Here is a 17,284-nt window from a genome sequence, read left to right on the forward strand (position 1 = left end):
GGATTATTGTCTATTGTCCCAATAATAATGCACATGCAGTATACCTACATAGAAATTCAAAAAAAATCAGCCAAGGATCCGCCATGGCGGACCCGGCTAAAAACAGGAGACCAGGATGTGGATAAATGCGGGGCGCAATAAGCTGCTTGCATGCAGTTCGGCCGTGATCTTTTTGTTAACAGGTTTGCTCGCCGGCGGCCAGGCTTTGGCCCAGGAAGGCGATACGTACAAGGTCGGCATCCTGACCGACATGTCGGGGCCGTATTCGGCGATGGGCGGACCGGGTTCGGTGGTGGCGGCCAAGATGGCGATCGACGATTGCCTGAAGGCGGAATGCAAGGGCATGAAAATCGAACTGCTGACCGCGGACCACCAGAACAAGGCCGACATCGGCGCCTCCAAGGCGCGCGAATGGATAGACCGCGACAAGGTCGACGCCATCGCCGACCTTACCAATTCCTCAGTGGCGCTGGCAGTGCAGCGCCTGATCCGCGACAAGGGCGGCATCGCCATGTACAGCGGCCCGGCGACCGGCGTGCTGACCAACGCCGAATGCGCGCCCAACGGTTTCCACTGGATGTTCGACACCTACTCGCAGGCAGCCGGAGCCGCCGCCGCACTGACCAGGATGGGACAGAAATCGTGGTACTTCGTCACCGTCGACTATGCCTTCGGCCAGTCGCTGGAAAAAGATGCAGGCGATGTCGTCAAGCGCCTCGGCGGCACCGTGGTCGGATCGATCCGCCATCCGCTCAACGCCAGCGACCTGTCCTCGTTCCTGCTGCAGGCGCAGAGTTCCAAGGCGCAGGTGATCGGCCTGGCCAACGGCGGCCAGGACACGGTGAATGCGATCAAGCAAGCGCGTTCGTTCGGCATCGGCAGCAAGAACCAGCGCCTGGCGGCCTTGCTGGTGTTCCTGTCGGACGTGCATGCGCTGGGATTGAGCGACGCCCAAGGCCTGGTCTACACCGACGGTTTCTACTGGGATTTCGACAACGAAACGCGCGCTTTTTCCAAGCGTTTTGAAACGCTTTACAAAGGCAACAAGCCGACCATGGTGCATGCCGGCGTCTATTCCAGCGTCTATCAATACCTGAAAGCGGCGGCCGCGACCAAATCGCACGACTGGAAAGCCGTGACCCAGAAAATGCGCGAGATCCCGATCCAGGACGCCGTCATGCGCAACGCTTCCATCCGCCCGGATGGCCGCGTGATCCATGACATGTATCTGTACCAGGTGAAAACGCCGGCCGAATCGAAAGCGCCTTGGGATTACCTCAAGCTGCTGTCGACCATCCCGGCGCAGCAGGCTTTCAAGCCGATGGACGCGTCCTGTCCTTTGGTCAAGTAAGACCAGCAAGGCGCTCGCGTTGCGGGCGCCGTTCATTTTTTTATTGTTCCAATTGTTCGAGGAAGCCATCATGTCTACCAATATTCCAAGCGTCCCTTTGTATGTAGGCGGCAAAGCCGTGCAGTCGACCAGCACCGAATGGCGCGATGTCCTCAATCCGGCGACCCAGGAGGTGGTGGCGCGCGTGCCGTTCGCCACCAAGGCCGAAGTTGACCATGCGGTGGCCAACGCCAAGCAGGCGTTCGCCGGCTGGCGCAATACTTCGCTGGCGCAGCGCATGCGCATCATGCTCAAGTTCCAGCAGCTGCTGCGTGAAAACATCGCACCGCTGGCCGAGCTGATCACGCGCGAGCACGGCAAGACCTTGCCGGATGCCGAAGGCGAAGTGATGCGCGGCCTGGAAGTGGTCGAGCATGCCTGCTCCATTACCTCGCTGCAGCTGGGCGAGCTGGCCGAGAATGCCGCTACCGGCGTGGATGTCTACACCATCAACCAGCCGCTGGGCGTGGGCGCCGGCATCACTGCGTTCAACTTCCCGGTGATGCTGCCGTGCTTCATGTTCCCGGTGGCGGTTGCCTGCGGCAATACCTTTATCCTGAAGCCGTCCGAGCAAGATCCTTCATCCTCGCTGTTCCTGGTTGAACTGGCGCAGCAGGCAGGCTTGCCGCCGGGCGTATTGAACGTGGTGCACGGCGGCCCGGACGTGGCCAACATGCTGTGCGACCATCCCGACATCAAGGCGGTTTCCTTCATCGGTTCGACCAGCGTCGGCACCCATATATATCGCCGCGCCAGCGAAGCCGGCAAGCGCGCGCAATGCATGATGGGCGCGAAGAACCATTGCATCGTGCTGCCCGATGCCAACAAGGACCAGGCCATCAACAACCTGCTGGGCGCGGCGTTCGGCGCTGCCGGCCAGCGCTGCATGGCGAATTCGATGGTGCTGCTGGTGGGCAAGGCGCGTTCCTGGCTGCCGGAAATCGTCGAGCGCTCGCGCGGCCTGAAGATCGGGCCGGGCAGCGACCGCAAGGCCGACCTCGGGCCGATGGTGTCGAAAGCCGCCAAGGCGCGCACCGAACGCCTGATCGGATCGGGCGTGGAGCAGGGCGCGCAGCTGTTGCTGGACGGCCGCAACTGCGAGGTGGCAGGCTACCCTGACGGCAATTTTGTCGGCCCCACCATTTTTTCCGGCGTGACTGCCGAGATGGATATCTATACGCAGGAGATTTTCGGCCCGGCCATGTGCGTGGTCGAACTGGAAACGCTGGATGAAGCGATTGCCTTCATCAACGCCAACCCGAACGGCAACGGCACGTCGATCTTCACGTCCTCGGGCTGGTCGGCACGCAAGTTCCAGAACGAGATCGATGTCGGCCAGGTCGGCATCAACGTGCCGATCCCTGTGCCGGTGGCTTATTTCAGCTTCACCGGTTCGCGCGCTTCCAAGCTGGGCGACCTCGGCCCCAACGGCAAGCAGGCGGTGCAGTTCTGGACCCAGACCAAGACCGTGACCGCGCGCTGGTTTGCGCCGGACGCGGATGGCGGCGAGATCAACACGACGATTTCGATGAAATGATGAAGCGGCATCCCACGGACCACAGGAGATTTTGACATGAGCAGCGAAATCGTTTTTATCGGCCTCGGCCACATGGGTTTGCCGATGGCGCTGAACCTGGTGAAGGCGGGCTGCCAGGTCAGCGGCCATGACCTGGTGGCGGCCAGCGTCGAGCAGTTTGTCGCCGGCGGCGGCAGTACCGGCAAGGATCTGGCAACGGCGCTTGGCGCCGCCAAGGTCATCATCACGATGCTGCCGGCCAGCCGCCACGTCGAAGGGGCTTATCTCGGCGCCAGCGGCATCCTGGCGCAAGCTGCGCCGGACGCCTTGCTGATCGATTGCTCGACCATCGCTCCCGACGCCGCCCGCAAGGTAGCGGCGCTCGCGCGCGACCAGGGTTTCACCATGCTCGATGCGCCGGTCTCGGGCGGTACGGCAGGCGCCGCGGCCGGCACGCTGACCTTCATGGTCGGCGGCTCGGATGAAGGTTTTGCACTGGCCAAGCCTTACCTGGAAAAAATGGGCAAGGCGATCTTCCATGCCGGCGGCAACGGCAGCGGCCAGACCGTCAAGGTGTGCAACAACATGCTGCTGGGGATACTCATGATAGGCAGCTGCGAAGCGATCCGGCTGGGCATGGCGAACGGCATGGATCCCATGGTGCTGTCGGAAATCATGGCGAAAAGTTCTGGCCGCAACTGGGCGCTGGAAGTGTACAACCCGTGTCCGGGCGTGATGGAAAATGCGCCGGCGTCCAAGGGTTATGCCGGCGGTTTCGGCGTCGACCTGATGCTCAAGGACCTGGGGCTGGCGGTGGAAAATTCCTTGTCCACCGGCAGCAGCGTGCCGCTCGGCGCGCTGGCGCGCAACCTGTACGACATCCACAGCAAGAGCGGCGCCGGCGGGCTGGATTTTTCCAGCATTTTCAATATGCTGGCGAAGGCAGAATGAACTGAATGAACTTGGTTTTAACCAGGCGCTGCAGCTTGCCATGCAGGATCATCATGGCAAGCTGCAGCGCTTTTCGTTACCAGCTGTCCAGTACCCGCGCCAAGCGCATTACAGTTACACCAGGCCCGATATGCCGTAGTGAAGGCATGACGATCAGGCAATCATCATAAGGCGTGACGATCTCCCTGTCGCCATCGCGCGCTATGACGGTGCCGGCGTCCTTTATCAATTCCAGTCCCCGGAAGTCCTGCGTGAACTCGAAATCCATGGTGTCTGCTATCACCGATTGCGTCACTTGGAGAACCCGCTGCGCCACAGGCTTGGCTTGCAGCATGAAATCCGTTAAATCTGTCGCATCGACAACGCCGGTTGTGATCAGGAAGCGAGATGCGGCATCCAGCGCGACGTCCTTGCTGCGAACTGAAAAATGCTGCCCGGTCTCGATCAGCAAGGCGTTCCTGGCGCTGGCCGGATCGCCGAAGTCGCCATAATCGCGGAGCCGCTTGCCGTTCGAATGACCTGCATCGACGATCACGTGTTCGGGGACGCCGACGTCGGCGGCAAATCGGATGCCTTTGGCCAACGGCCCGCTTAACATCAGCGGCGACGCTTCTTCGTGCATGGAGTGCAGGTCCAGCAGAAAATCGACGCTGTCGATAATCGTCCGCAGTGCGCGCGCCCGGCGCAATTCCAGTGAGTCGTCGCTGCTGTCAAGGCGTACTGCAGACCAGACACGGTTCATGTCTTCATCAATGAAGCGGCTTGCATCCGGGTTGCTGCTATCGAAACGATGGTATGCATCTACATTTGCAAAACCGAGAGTAAGGCGCCCTGCAACCGGATGCAAGCCCGATCGCAGGAACCTGTCCACGGCAATGGCGCCACTGACTTCGTTGCCGTGGGTTAGCGCCAGGACCATGGCATGCGGGCCGGCTACGCCGCTGTCGAAAGTATGGATGTAATCGACGCCGGTGTTACCGGTTTGCCACTTCGCGATAGCGGGAAAATTCACCTCGATCGGATATTCCTGCAACCTTGCACGAATCTGTTCCAGGGTTTGCATTAACGTTGCTCCTGTTCGAAAAGCCAAATAGATTTAATGAATTGAAAAAGAGGGAGAGTTTCAGACCGGCCGGCGGCGCGCCATCCGGCGACCGAGCACAAGCACTGCCACAATGCTGACCGAGGCCGTTGCCATCACATAAAAACTCGGCGCCAGCTTGCTCTCGGTGGAGGCAATCATCCAGGTGACGATCAATGGCGCAAAGCCGCCAAATAAGGTCACCGAAAAGTTATAGCTGAGGGCGAGTCCGGTGCCGCGGGTGCTGGTCGGAAAGATATCGGACAGCATCGCAGGCACCGGTCCGAGGGATGCCGCAATCAGCAGGCCGACCAGGCCCTGGACCAGCATCAAGGTGCCGACCGTCGGCCAGGTCGTCAACAGCAGGAACAGTGGATAGGAGGTGCAGCCTATCGTCAGCATCGCAATCGACAGTACGCGGAAACGCCCGTAGCGGTCCGACAGCGCACCAAACACCGGCGCGCTGATCATCAGGACAAGGCCGGTCACCATCGCACTGAGAAATGAAGAGGTCGCTGGAATATGCAATTGTTTCAGCGCATAGGTCGGCATGTACAATTTGTGAACGTAGTTGAATGCGGTGGCGCCCGCGACCACCCCAATGCCTAGCAGCAGATTGATGCGGTCACGTATCAGCACTACTTTCAACGGCGATTTCTCGGGCTTGGCTGCGGCAACTTTCTTGAACTCAGGTGTCTCGTCGATCTGGCTGCGTATGTACATGCCTACCGGTCCGATCAGCAACCCGACGCCGAACGCAAGCCGCCAGCCCCAGTCGTTCAATTGCATATCTGTCAACGCATAGCTGAGGAACGCGCTGACCCCGGCCGCAAGCACGGTTGCCAGTCCCTGGGTCGACAATTGCCAGCTGGCGAAGAAGCCCCTTCGTTTGGAATCGGCATGCTCGACCATGAATGCAGTTGCTGCGCCGAACTCGCCGCCGGTAGAAAAGCCTTGCAACATGCGGGCCACGATCACGATCAACGGCGACGCAATACCGATTTGTGAATAAGTCGGGGCAAAAACAATCATTGCCGTACCAACCATCATGATGAAGATTGACGCCGTCAGCGATGCCTTGCGTCCGGCGCGGTCAGCATACGAACCCAGGATGATGGCTCCGAGCGGACGCATGACGAATGAAATGCCGAAGGTGCCGACGCTCAGCAATAAAGAAGTGGTTTCGTCCGCAGCCGGAAAGAACAGCTTGCCGATCACAATCGCGAAATAGCCGTAGATCAGCAAATCGTAAAATTCGAGCGCGTTGCCGATGCTGGCTGCGCAAATTTCTTTCCAGGGATTATGCGGTTTGCTGATCGGCAAGCTGCGGGCTCCCGATGCTCGTAATTGTGATGACATGCGATGGCTCCAGAATTATAGGTATTGCACTTCATCGGATGCGGAAAATGCAAGATGAGGCGCTATTTTGATTTTCAAAACTGGCTGGATAGGAGGCTGCCGATGATCTGCAGGGCACACCTGCAGCGTGTGCCGTGCCTATCCATGATTTTTGAAAATTTGTGGAAGTATAGGGAGCCCAGGGCCGCGCCAATTGCCGTTTCGGCACAGGTTCGTGCTTTTTATTGAGGTGCCGTGTCTGGCGTTATCAGTGTGATGCAAGGCGACGGCTGTCATTCGTCATCGATGACATCGGCAGAAACGCCTTCCCAGATCGTGTTGACCAGCGCATTGGTATTGCCCCTCATGCGATAGAGAGAAATGTCGAAACTGACGCGCATGTCCGCATCGCCGACCAGCAGCAGATTGCCCTGCTTTAAATCTTCCTGCACCAACCGTTGCGGCAGCCAGGCCAGGCCGGCGCCGCGCTTGGCCATTTCCAGGATCGACTCGTAGGAATCGGCCTGGTAGGTCATGCGTAGCGATAATTTTTGCGGCAGCGCGGCCAGGTGGCTGGCGAGTACGCCGCGTAGCGTCAGCGACTGGGAAAAAGCCAGCCAGGGAATCGGTGTCGCCGCGTCGACGGCCGGTAGTCGGAACTTGGGGAGTCCCTTGGCATCCGGTGCGCTGACCGGCAATAGCACCTCGCGCGCCAGCGTGACAGATTCGTAACGCCGGGGATCGATCAGCAAGCGCGTGGTAGGGCTGGAATAGATCATCAGCAAATCGACATCGCCGCTCGACAAGCGCAAGATCACCTCTTGTGCGCCGCCGGTACTGACCGAGACCGGGAAGGGGCCGAAACGTCGGTTGATCGCTTCGTACCAGCCGGGGAAAAAAGTGCGCGCCAAGGTGCGGCCGGTGGCAACACGCAATACCTCGTCGGGCTGCTGGGCTGTATCTTGCAATTGCGCCCGGACCGCAGTCAAGACATCGATCGTGTGTGTTGCCGCATCGAGAAACTGCAAGCCGGCCGGCGTCAGGGATAATGGCTGGGTACGGGCAACCAGTTCCGCGCCCACCCATTGTTCCAGTGCGTGGATGCGGCGCCCGAAGGCCGGATGTGTGACAAAGCGGTTTTCCGCGGCGCGGGAAAAGCTGCGTGTCCGAGCCAACTCGACAAAATCTTCAAGCCAGGTCAATTGCATTTTTGCTCTCTTGTCGTGGGATATGAATCACCTGGTTCGGAGGCTGCGGCAAATTGCATGGTCAGTTATCCTGACTTGAGCAGGCGCTTGCGCTCTGCCGTGTATGACCACCACGGCAGCGGTTCGGCGCCTTCCATGTAGCGTACCGCTGACATGAACACGTCGATCACGCACGGATCGTGCCGGGTGCCGGTTTTGGCGCACAGGGTGTCGTACATCTGCAGCGGCGATTGGCCGACCAATTGACCTGGGCTCTGAATGCCGATGCGGCGCAGGTCGGCAGCGCCGGCCTTGCCGATATTCGGCAAATCCTCCAGCCGTACTACGGCGGCCCTGTCGAGATATTTGGGCATTCGCTCTCCATTACGTATTTTGTAGCTGTTGGCTCATTGTGACACTGCCTCGGCGTTTGTTCCTGTCCGGCATAAGCTTATGCAGCAAAATTACTTGACCGGCAGCATCTGTATCGAATAATATTACAGTATGAAGTCGAGTCGATTTGCCGTGGCGGCACATATTTTAGTCAGCGTCGAGTACGCTACCAGGGGCGGGGAAGTGTTTTACCCCTCCACGGCCATTGCTGCCAGCGTCAATACCAATCCCGTTTTTGTGCGTGAACTGCTGCGCAAGCTAAGCAAGGCCAGGCTGGTGCTGACCAAGGAAGGCAAGGGCGGCGGCGTGCAGCTGGCGCGGCCGGCGTCGGACATCAACCTGGCCGAGATCTACCAGGCGGTGGAAGAGGGGCCGGTGCTGAAGCACAATACGCGCTCGAAAGACCTTTGCTGCCCGGTCAGCTGCGGCATGGACATGGTGCTTGATCCGGTGGTGTCGGAAGTCGAAGGGGCTTTGCTGGATATTTTGCGGGAAAGGAAATTGTCCGAGCTGGTCAACAAGATTGCCGACAAGCCTGGCAAGTAGTGGTTTTTTTTATATTTAACTGTATAAAAATCATATACAGTTAATTTGGCGCCGGATCGAAATTTGATCCTATTTTTATATTTTAAACTGTATTAAAAAATAATACAGTTTTGCTGTGGCGAGATGGGGCCGCGGCAAACCTGATGCAAGGCAGCCGGTGCGGGTGGCCAGCACCGGCTGCATTTTTATTGATTTCAGTCAGTTCTATCGGACGTAACGAACAGGAGTTTCACATGGAAAAAAATATGGCGGCGATCAGCGCCCAGAACGACAGCCTCCTCGATCTGCCGATTCGTGCCGGCAGCGCGGCATCGCCTTTGCGCTCGTGGCTGTCGGTGGTGGCGGTGGCGATAGGCGCGTTTGCTTTTGTCACGACCGAATTCCTGCCCGTCGGGCTGTTGCCGCAAATCGCGCGCGACCTCGGCGTCTCGCCCGGCACCGCCGGCTTGATGGTGACCACGCCGGGCGTAATTGCAGCAATCTCGGCGCCGGCGCTGATGCTGGGAGCAGGGCGCATCAACCGCCGCCTGATCTTGCTGATGCTGTCGGTGCTGCTGCTGGCATCCAACCTGATCTCGGCGATGGCGCCCGGCTTCGGCACGATGCTGCTGGGCCGGGCCTTGCTGGGCGCCGCGCTGGGCGGATTCTGGACGCTGGCGCTGGCAACTTCGGCGCGGCTGGTAAAAGAAGAGCATGCGGCCAAGGCAACCGCGATGATACTCACCGGCGTCACCTTCGCCACCGTGATCGGGGTGCCGCTTGGAACCTTCATCAGCACCCTGGCTTCCTGGCGCGCATCGTTCATCGCCACCGGTGTATTGGCTGCCGTGGCGCTGGCTGCGCAAGCACTGCTGCTGCCTTCGCTGCCTTCGAAAGCGGCGATACGCTTCAGCGACCTGGGCGCCTTGCTGGGCCGCGCCACCATCCGCAAGAGCCTGCTGATGGTAGCGCTGGTGTTCGGCGCGCACTTTTCCGCCTACACCTACGTCACGCCGTTCCTGGTGCAAAGCGCAGGATTGAGCCTGCCGGCAATTACATCGGTATTGCTGGGCTTCGGTTTCGTCGGGTTTGTTTCCAACTTCGGGATCTCGACCACCGTCTCGCGCAACCTGCAGCTGTCCTTGTTTTCCATGGTGGCGATCCTGATGGTGGCGCTGCTGGCGTTGCCGCTGCTGCATGCATCCCAGGCCGGCGTCGTGACCATGGTGCTGGCCTGGGGCGTAGCATTCGGCGCCATTCCTTTGTGCGCCAGCATCTGGCTGCAGCTGTCGTCGCCTGATCTGCCGGAAGCCGGTTCCGCGCTGTTCGTCAGCATCGTGCAGGTAGCCATTGCGGTGGGTTCGTCCACCGGCGGCGTGGTGGTCGATTCGCTCGGCATCCCGGCCACCTTGTGGCTGGGCGGCGCGCTGGCGCTGGCCAGCCTGGCGGTGATCGCCAGCTTCGGTTTCAACAACAAGAACCTGGCCGAGACCTTGAGCCAATAACCGGCCGCCCGCTTGGCCGGGCCTGCTGCGCCGGCTGTTGGCCAAGCTTGCATCCTGGCCAGGCGAAAAAAAACGCTGCGGATAAATCGGCAGCGTTTTTTTATGGGCGGGAAGGTATTAACCGCGCTTCTTGAACTCGTTGGTGCGTGTGTCGATTTCAATCATGTCGTCGGAACTGACGAACAGCGGCACCATGACGATGTGCTGGTTCGCTTCGATGGCGTTCTCGATCTTGGCTTCTTTCAGGACGTTGCCCGAAGTGTTGCCCTTGACCGCCGGTTCCGAGTAGACAACCTGGCGCGTGATGGTGGTCGGCAGTTCGACCGAAATTGCCTTGCCGTCGTAAAACACGGCTTCGCATTCCATGCCGTCTTTCAGGTAGTGCAGGGCGTCGCCCAGGTTTTCTTCTTCGATTTCATACTGTTCGTAGTCGGCGTCCATGAACACGAACAGCGGATCGGCGAAGTACGAATAGGTCACCGGTTTCTTGTCGAGCACGACCACGTCGAACTTGTCGTCGCCGCGGAAAACGTTTTCCATCGGGGCGTTGGTCAGCAGGTTCTTCAGTTTCCACTTGTAGGTGAAGCCCGTGCGGCTCGAACCGTTGACGTCAGAACGCAAGACGATCATAGGCTTACTGTCAACCATGATGATGTTGCCAACACGAATTTCTTTTGCAGGTTTCATAGCGAATATACGTAAAAAGTAGGTTACTTGAGAATCATCTGTAGCCCACTGGCAAAAAACGCCGCAAGCCAACGTATGATTGAATTTTTAATTGCGTCAAAAATTAGCCGTATATTTTAACCTATTTTTTCGCGCGGCTTATCTAACTGTTTCGGCAAACTTCAGTAAATTGCCGGCCAAGTCGCCATTTGCCAACATTTGCTGCTGCCAATCCATGGCCATCATGGCAATTTTCGGCATATCGGCTGCAAATGACGGCCATAGCGCAGGCCAGTCCACCGCTGCTTTCGTGGCTTCGTTCCAGCATAGGGAAAATTCGGCCAGCTTTTCCGTGGTGGCCGCATAGGACTGCAGGAATGCGTTCAATTTCACGTGATGCAAGTCTTCGTCTTGCGGATAGATATGCCAGACAAACGGCTTGCCGGCCCACTGGGCGCGCACAAAGGAATCCTCGCCCCGCACAAAATTGAGGTCGCAGGCCCATAGCAGCTTGTCGTAGTCCTGCTGGGGAAGGAAGGGCAGCACCCGCACGGTCAATGCATCGCGCGTTGCGCTGGCGCCGGCTGGCGCCGCTTGTCCCAGGAATGCCTCGACGGCGTCGACGGCAACGCCTTCGGGCACCAGGCAGGTAATCGCCTTGCCGCCGCCTTGCCATGCCTTGAACAAGGCCGCGACCGGCGCCTGCGGATAGCAGAACAGGGAAACCTTGAGGGACGCCATTTCAGCGGGCGTGACGCCAAGCTGCCGCAGAAAAGCCGCCATGGCGGCCTGGTCATCCTGGAATGCCTGGCGCTGCTGCAGCAGGCCGGATTCAAGCAGCAGGCCGCCGGTTTTGCCGGTGAAGCCGGGAAAGAAAAAATATTTGACCAAGGAGCGCGATTGGGGCGAAGGCAATGTGTGGCAACCTTCCACCCATGCTTCCGCGCTGAGCCCTTCCAGGTTCAGCCATACCGGATGCGGCACACGTTCCGCCATCGCCGCAATATAGGCGGGCGGAATGTCGCAGGCAAAAAATTCGATCACGATGTCGGCGATGTCGGCGGCCGTAAACACGCCGTCCTGGCCGCGCCAGTGGCGTATCGTGACGGCGCTCACCTGCTGCGTCTCGCGGTCGGTGGCGACTTGCGGACAGATCCGCTGGAAACTCTGCAGGTCGTCTACCCACAGGGTCACGGCTATGCCGTGTTCCTGTTCCAGCTGCCGCGCCAGGCGCCAGCAGATGCCGATGTCGCCGTAGTTGTCGACCACCTTGCAAAACAATGCCAAGGTCGTCTTTTGATGATGTTGGTCCAAGATCCAGGTTCCAGTGTGTGCCGTTTTTTTTATTGCCCGGCGGTTTTGCATTTGACAGTGTAATGTAATAATGCCGTCCCCCGTATGACACTGGACGACGAAGATGACGAATGAGCGCGACCTGATTGCCGACCTGACGCTGGCGGTAATCGATTTGGCAGGAGCCGTGGCGCAGATAGCGGAAACCATGCCCGGGCACACCAAGGCGCAGGTCAACGATTCGCTGAATGTGGCGGTGACCAAGCTGGAGCAGGTAGCGCTGGCCATTAGCGCCGGCGGCGAAGGCCGCAGCGAAGACGGTGACGTGGCCGCGGCGGCAACGGAAGCCGAAACGCAAGCCGGCTAGGCGGCTCGGTCGAAGCGGGCGTGCTCCAGCAGATGACGGACTATGATCCGGTGAAAAGGCATGATCGTTGCAAGATAAGTTCGTCCCGGGAGATTATTGGTCTTGACTACGGTGCTGACGGTCACCAGCGTGCCGGCGGTGCCGGCAGGCGCGACCGTCACGCTGACCCTGAAATCCAGGTGCTTGTCGTCGAACCCTAACACTACCTCTTGCGGTGATTGCGCAACGACAGGAAAACCGCCTATCGTGGGCTGCTGGGCACCCGCATCATCCACGCCTATCTCAACTGTTTTCAGTTGAAACAGCCTGACCACGCGGTTGCGTGTCGACACCAGCCGTTTTATCCAGGCAGGCGGATTCCTGAGGATAGCCTCGGCTGCCCGGCGCGCGTCCAGTCCCGGCATGCCAGCCTGGACCTGGTAAGCGTCGACAAAATCATGCCCGGGCAACAGTGCGCTGCAGCTTGGGCTCGGCATGACGAGGAGCGCGGTGTCGTTCATTTCTTACGCGTCCTGGCTTCGTACTCGGCCGCCGCGCTTTCAAACCGCTCGCGGGTGGTTTCTTCGTCGCGGCTGCCGAACGCGTAGTTCGCTTCCAGCCACATGACGTTGATGATGCCGAACGCTAGCGCCAGGCCGACTCCCAATATCCATGCGAAATACCACATAAGTTTCTCCCTTGTCCGGTCAGTAAGCGGTGTGTTCGTTGTCTTCGATATGCTTGAGGGTGACCTTGCCGCGCATCACCCGGTACACCCAGGTGGTGTACAGCATGATGATAGGCAGCATGATGACCACCACCCAGAACATGATGCCCAGCGTCTTGTGGCTCGATACCGCATCCCAGATAGTGAGGCTGCTGCTGGGGTCGAGCGAGGACGGCATGATGAACGGGAACAGCGCAGCGCCTGCGGTCAGGATCACGGCGGTGACGCTGACCCCGCTCGACAGGAAGGCCGCCATGGACTTGCCGGCGCTGCTGAATGCCGTGCACAGCAAAGCCGCGGCCACTGCCACGATCGGCAATGCCCAGGTTGCCGGCCAGCGCGCATAGTTGTCGAACCAGGCACCGGCGACAGTGGTCACGGTTTTAGCGGTCGGCATGAAGGCGGTATTCATGTCCGGCATGGCGCTGATGCGATAGCCGTGGATGCCGTAGGCGACCCAGAAGCCGCCGGCGATGAACAGCGCGGCGGTGGCCAGGCCGGCGATTCTGGCGACGCCGCGGGCGCGCCGGGCGATCACATCGTCGGTCTTGACCTGCAGGTAGGCGGCGCCGTGCATCAGCAGCATGGACACGCTCAGCAGGCCGGCCAGCAGCCCGAACGGATTGAGCAGCTGGAAGAAGTTGCCGGTATATTCGACCCGCATGGTGTCGTCGTAGTGGAAAGGCACGCCGAGGAACAGGTTGCCGAACGCCACGCCGAAAATCAGCGGCGGCACGAACCCGCCGGCGAACAGGCCCCAGTCCCAGGCATTGCGCCAGCGCGTGTCGGCCACCTTGCTGCGGTAGTCGAAGCCGACCGGGCGGAAGAACAGCGAGAACAGCAGCAGCATCAGCGCTACGTAAAAGCCGGAAAACGCAGCGCCGTACACCAGCGGCCAGGCCGCGAAGATGGCGCCGCCGGCGGTGATGAACCAGGTCTGGTTGCCTTCCCAGGTGCTGCCGATGGAATTGATGATGACGCGCCGCTCGCCGTCGGTCTTGCCGATGAACGGCAGCAGCATGCCGACGCCGAAGTCGAAGCCGTCGGTCAGGGCGAAGCCAATCAGCAATACGCCGACGAAACCCCACCAGATCACTTTCAGTGTTTCATAGTCAAAGATCATGCTGTTCCCCTTAGGCCTTGGCGGTGTGGTCGTGGCTGGCGCTGGGCTTGTCCAGCAGTTCCCAGTGGTATTTGCCGGTATGCAGGCTGCTTGGGCCGCGCCGCGCGTACTTCACCATCAGTATCATTTCAATGACGAACAGGAAGCTGTAGAAGCCGAGGAAGCCGGCCAGGCTGAAATACAGGCTGCCAGGCTGCAGGGTCGAGGCTGACAGGTGGGTCGGCAGCACGCCCGAGATGGTCCATGGCTGGCGGCCGTATTCGGCGAGCAGCCAGCCGAGTTCGATTGCGACCCATGGCAGCGGAATGCTGTACATCGCCAGGCGCAGCAGCCAGCGCTGCCTGGCCAGTTTCTTGCGGATCAGGAAATAGAACGAGCAGGAGAAAATGAACAGGAACAGGATGCCGAGGCCGACCATCAGGCGGAACGACCAGAACATCGGCGCGATCTTGGGAAAGGTGTCGTTGACCGCCATGGCGATCTGCTCAGGCGTGGCGTCGACCACCTTCGGCGTGTATTTCTTCAACAGCAGACCGTAGCCGAGATCGTGTTTCAGCTTGTCGAAATCGGCAATCGCTTGCGGCGACTTGTCGCCGCCCTTGAGGCGGGTCAGGGCGGCATATGCCAGCATGCCGTTGCGGATGCGTACTTCGTGCTCTTTTTTCAGGTCGTGGATGCCGCTGATCTGCTTGTCCACCGAGCGGGTGCCGATCAGGCCCAGCACGTAGGGAATCTTGAAGGCGAAATCGGTGCGCTGTTCTTTCTCGTTCGGCCAGCCGAACACGGTGATGCCGGCCGGCGCCGGTTCGGTATGCCATTCGGCTTCCATCGCCGCCATCTTGACCTTGTTGACTTCGCCGGCGGTGTAGCCGGATTCGTCGCCCAGCACGATCACCGACAAGGTCGACGCCAGGCCGAAGCCGGCGGCAATCGCGAACGAACGCAGGGCAAACGCGGTGTCGCGTCCTTTCAGCAGGTAGAAGGCGGAGATGCCGAGCACAAACATGGAGGCGGCGACGTAGCCGGCCGACAGGGTATGCACGAACTTGACCTGGGCCACCGGATTGAAGATGACGTCGACGATGCTGGTCAGCTCCATGCGCATGGTTTCATAGTTGAATTCGGCGCCGACCGGATTGTTCATCCAGCCGTTGGCGATCAGGATCCACAGCGCCGACAGGCTGGAGCCCAGCGCCACCAGGAAAGTGATCAGCAGATGCTGGACCCGCGACAGGCGGTCCCAGCCGAAGAAGAACAGGCCGACGAAGGTCGATTCGAGGAAGAAGGCCATCATGCCCTCGATCGCCAGCGGCGTGCCGAAAATGTCGCCGACATAATGCGAATAGTAGGACCAGTTGGTGCCGAACTGGAATTCCAGCGTGATGCCGGTGGCGATCCCCATGGCGAAGTTGATGCCGAACAGCTTGCCCCAGAAGCGCGTCATGTCTTTATAGACAGGGCTGCCGGTCATCACGTACACCGACTCCATGATGACCAGGATCCAGGCCAGTCCCAGGGTGAGCGGCACGAACAGGAAATGGAACATCGCGGTCGCCGCAAATTGCAGGCGGGACAGGGCGACGACTTCATCAATAGGAATCATTGGCGGGTCTCCGAAGGGGAAGGGTGGGAGGGTGAGGAAGATGCAGGTGCAGCGGGCGGCTGGCTCAGGAAATGCTGTTCGACCAGGCTGGTCGGCATGCGCATTTTCTTGGTTTGCGGCTCGGAGAAGAAAGCTTTCCAGAGCAGCGTCAGCAGGGCGATCTTGACGATCAGGATCAGGGTGATCTCGACTGCCAGCGGCAGCCGCGTGAATCTTTTGTTGGCGGAGAAAGACTGCATGCGTCTATTCCTTTAGCTGAACCGTCAGCTGCACATCGGGGTGATCGTGGTGGCTCTTGCTGCCGCCGGAGCCGACGCGGAACTTGTCGCGCACATCCAGCAGTTTCTTGACCTTGGAACCCATCTTCATCAGCGACGCCAGCGTTTCCGGCGACAGGCGTTGCACATCGTCGAACCAGGAACTGGACAGCTCGATCAGATTGTACATCTCGCGCATCCGCTGTTGCGCCTGTTTGTCGGTGTCGTTGGCCGGGTTTTCCAGCAAGGCGTCGCGCAGCATCGACAAGGTCGGCTCGATCTCGCGCCGGCGGCGCTCTTCCAGCAGGGTCTTGAAAATGTCCCAGATATCCTTGGGCGGCTCGAAGTATTCGCGGCGGTCGCCCGGCTGGTGCAGCAGCTTGACCAGGCGCCATGACTGCAGTTCTTTCAGGCCCATGCTGACGTTCGAGCGCGAGAAGGTCAGGTAGTCGGCAATCTGGTCGGCGTTCAGCGGCTGGCCCAGCACATACAGCAAGGCGTAGATCTGGCCGACGGTGCGGTTGATGCCCCAGCGGCTGCCCATTTCGCCGAAATGCGAGATGAAGCGCTGGGTCAGCGGCGTGAGGGGAGTGAGCGGACTGCCTGCGGGCTGGGTGGTGATTGGGGGCGTCATGATGTTTTGAATTTTCAGTAATTACTGAAATATAAGTCAAAACAGGAAAATATGCAAGGTCGTTGCCTTATGGTTATTCATCCGGGCGAATCGCTGTCTTTGCAGCAACTAAGTCGATGTTGCATCGCACGATAGGGCATTGAGCCGTTATAATTTCAGGCTGAGAAGGTTTTGTAGCGAATTTTTAATTATTGACGAGAGCACACCATGAGTCTGAATCAAGTATCGGCCGGGCGCGATTTGCCAAACGATTTCAACGTCATCATCGAGATCCCGATGAATGCCGATCCGATCAAGTACGAAGTCGACAAGGAGTCCGGCGCGATTTTTGTCGACCGCTTCATGGGTACTGCCATGCATTACCCTTGCAACTACGGCTATATCCCGCAAACCTTGTCGGACGACGGCGACCCGGTCGACGTGCTGGTGATTACTCCGTTCCCGCTGTTCCCAGGCGTGGTGGTGCGCTGCCGCCCGATCGGCGTCTTGAAGATGTCGGACGAAGCCGGCCAGGACGCCAAGCTGCTGGCTGTGCCGGTCGACAAGGTGCTGAGCATCTACACGCACTGGCAAAAGCCGGAAGACATGAATGAACTGCGCCTGAAGCAGATCCAGCATTTCTTCGAGCACTACAAAGACCTGGAAAAGGGCAAATGGGTCAAGATCGACGGCTGGTTCGGTCCGGATGAAGCGCGCAAGGAAATCCTGTCTGGCGTCGAGTCTTACAAGAAATCCGTTGCGGCGTAATT

Annotated in this window: 19 protein-coding genes; 7 read left to right on the forward strand and 12 right to left on the reverse strand. The window is 59.4% G+C overall.

The window, feature by feature from the left end; genetic code table 11:
* Positions 1-115: 115 nt before the first annotated feature.
* The 3 genes from AC07RZ_RS07330 to mmsB all read left to right on the forward strand — a co-directional run bounded on the left by AC07RZ_RS07330 (position 116) and on the right by mmsB (position 3,857).
* Complete coding sequence (locus tag AC07RZ_RS07330; RefSeq protein WP_494667453.1) at positions 116-1,351, forward strand: ABC transporter substrate-binding protein; 1,236 nt, start codon at positions 116-118, stop codon at positions 1,349-1,351.
* A gap of 70 nt (positions 1,352-1,421) precedes the next feature.
* Positions 1,422-2,927: a CoA-acylating methylmalonate-semialdehyde dehydrogenase gene (locus AC07RZ_RS07335; protein ID WP_494667454.1), complete on the forward strand. Its 1,506-nt coding sequence runs from the start codon at positions 1,422-1,424 to the stop codon at positions 2,925-2,927.
* 36 nt (positions 2,928-2,963) lie between these two features.
* Complete coding sequence (gene mmsB, locus AC07RZ_RS07340) at positions 2,964-3,857, forward strand: 3-hydroxyisobutyrate dehydrogenase (RefSeq protein ID WP_494667455.1); 894 nt, start codon at positions 2,964-2,966, stop codon at positions 3,855-3,857.
* Between the two features lie 76 nt (positions 3,858-3,933).
* Here mmsB and AC07RZ_RS07345 read toward each other — a convergent pair whose 3' ends face one another.
* The 4 genes from AC07RZ_RS07345 to AC07RZ_RS07360 all read right to left on the reverse strand — a co-directional run bounded on the left by AC07RZ_RS07345 (position 3,934) and on the right by AC07RZ_RS07360 (position 7,837).
* The gene (locus AC07RZ_RS07345; RefSeq protein ID WP_494667456.1) at positions 3,934-4,920 is read right to left on the reverse strand and encodes a M14 family metallopeptidase; all 987 of its coding nucleotides are present in this window, start codon (positions 4,918-4,920) and stop codon (positions 3,934-3,936) included.
* Positions 4,921-4,980: 60 nt separating this feature from the next.
* Positions 4,981-6,297 (reverse strand): MFS transporter, encoded by a 1,317-nt coding sequence (locus tag AC07RZ_RS07350; RefSeq protein WP_494667457.1) that lies wholly within the window; start codon positions 6,295-6,297, stop codon positions 4,981-4,983.
* Between the two features lie 272 nt (positions 6,298-6,569).
* Entirely contained in the window at positions 6,570-7,484 is a 915-nt protein-coding gene (locus AC07RZ_RS07355) for a LysR family transcriptional regulator (protein WP_494667458.1), read from the reverse strand.
* Positions 7,485-7,549: 65 nt separating this feature from the next.
* Positions 7,550-7,837 (reverse strand): helix-hairpin-helix domain-containing protein, encoded by a 288-nt coding sequence (locus AC07RZ_RS07360; RefSeq protein ID WP_494667459.1) that lies wholly within the window; start codon positions 7,835-7,837, stop codon positions 7,550-7,552.
* Between the two features lie 130 nt (positions 7,838-7,967).
* Between AC07RZ_RS07360 and AC07RZ_RS07365 the strand changes: the two genes are divergently transcribed.
* On the forward strand, positions 7,968-8,402 hold the full coding sequence (locus AC07RZ_RS07365) for an Rrf2 family transcriptional regulator (protein WP_092393292.1): 435 nt from the start codon (positions 7,968-7,970) through the stop codon (positions 8,400-8,402).
* A gap of 233 nt (positions 8,403-8,635) precedes the next feature.
* On the forward strand, positions 8,636-9,886 hold the full coding sequence (locus AC07RZ_RS07370; RefSeq protein WP_494667460.1) for an MFS transporter: 1,251 nt from the start codon (positions 8,636-8,638) through the stop codon (positions 9,884-9,886).
* 117 nt (positions 9,887-10,003) lie between these two features.
* Here AC07RZ_RS07370 and AC07RZ_RS07375 read toward each other — a convergent pair whose 3' ends face one another.
* Positions 10,004-10,573: an elongation factor P gene (locus tag AC07RZ_RS07375; RefSeq protein WP_144738448.1), complete on the reverse strand. Its 570-nt coding sequence runs from the start codon at positions 10,571-10,573 to the stop codon at positions 10,004-10,006.
* A 138-nt stretch (positions 10,574-10,711) separates the two neighbouring features.
* Positions 10,712-11,866, reverse strand: coding sequence for an elongation factor P maturation arginine rhamnosyltransferase EarP (earP, locus tag AC07RZ_RS07380; RefSeq protein WP_494667461.1), 1,155 nt, complete (start codon positions 11,864-11,866; stop codon positions 10,712-10,714).
* Between the two features lie 103 nt (positions 11,867-11,969).
* On the opposite strand from earP, the gene AC07RZ_RS07385 reads away from it, so the two are divergent.
* The gene (locus tag AC07RZ_RS07385) at positions 11,970-12,212 is read left to right on the forward strand and encodes a hypothetical protein (RefSeq protein ID WP_494667462.1); all 243 of its coding nucleotides are present in this window, start codon (positions 11,970-11,972) and stop codon (positions 12,210-12,212) included.
* Here AC07RZ_RS07385 and AC07RZ_RS07390 read toward each other — a convergent pair.
* The 6 genes from AC07RZ_RS07390 to AC07RZ_RS07415 are packed head-to-tail and all read right to left on the reverse strand — an operon-like array spanning position 12,209 to position 16,535.
* Complete coding sequence (locus AC07RZ_RS07390; RefSeq protein WP_494667463.1) at positions 12,209-12,712, reverse strand: DUF2867 domain-containing protein; 504 nt, start codon at positions 12,710-12,712, stop codon at positions 12,209-12,211. The genes AC07RZ_RS07385 and AC07RZ_RS07390 overlap by 4 nt on opposite strands.
* A complete protein-coding gene (gene cydX, locus AC07RZ_RS07395; protein WP_092393316.1) occupies positions 12,709-12,879 on the reverse strand; it encodes a cytochrome bd-I oxidase subunit CydX in 171 nt (56 codons plus the stop codon). The genes AC07RZ_RS07390 and cydX overlap by 4 nt, the downstream gene beginning before the upstream one ends.
* Positions 12,880-12,898: 19 nt before the next feature.
* Positions 12,899-14,041: a cytochrome d ubiquinol oxidase subunit II gene (cydB, locus tag AC07RZ_RS07400; protein ID WP_494667464.1), complete on the reverse strand. Its 1,143-nt coding sequence runs from the start codon at positions 14,039-14,041 to the stop codon at positions 12,899-12,901.
* Positions 14,042-14,051: 10 nt separating this feature from the next.
* Positions 14,052-15,644, reverse strand: a complete 1,593-nt coding sequence (locus AC07RZ_RS07405; protein ID WP_494667465.1) for a cytochrome ubiquinol oxidase subunit I — start codon at positions 15,642-15,644, stop codon at positions 14,052-14,054.
* A complete protein-coding gene (gene cydP, locus AC07RZ_RS07410; RefSeq protein ID WP_144738442.1) occupies positions 15,641-15,883 on the reverse strand; it encodes a cytochrome oxidase putative small subunit CydP in 243 nt (80 codons plus the stop codon). Before cydP ends, AC07RZ_RS07405 begins: the two co-directional genes overlap by 4 nt.
* Positions 15,884-15,887: 4 nt before the next feature.
* Complete coding sequence (locus tag AC07RZ_RS07415; RefSeq protein ID WP_494667466.1) at positions 15,888-16,535, reverse strand: GbsR/MarR family transcriptional regulator; 648 nt, start codon at positions 16,533-16,535, stop codon at positions 15,888-15,890.
* A 207-nt stretch (positions 16,536-16,742) separates the two neighbouring features.
* Between AC07RZ_RS07415 and ppa the strand changes: the two genes are divergently transcribed.
* Positions 16,743-17,282 carry an inorganic diphosphatase gene (gene ppa, locus AC07RZ_RS07420; protein WP_014006739.1) on the forward strand — a complete coding sequence of 180 codons (540 nt, stop codon included), beginning with the start codon at positions 16,743-16,745 and terminating at the stop codon, positions 17,280-17,282.
* Positions 17,283-17,284: the final 2 nt, after the last annotated feature.

Source organism: Collimonas sp. GW821-FHT07E08, from assembly GCF_059418905.1.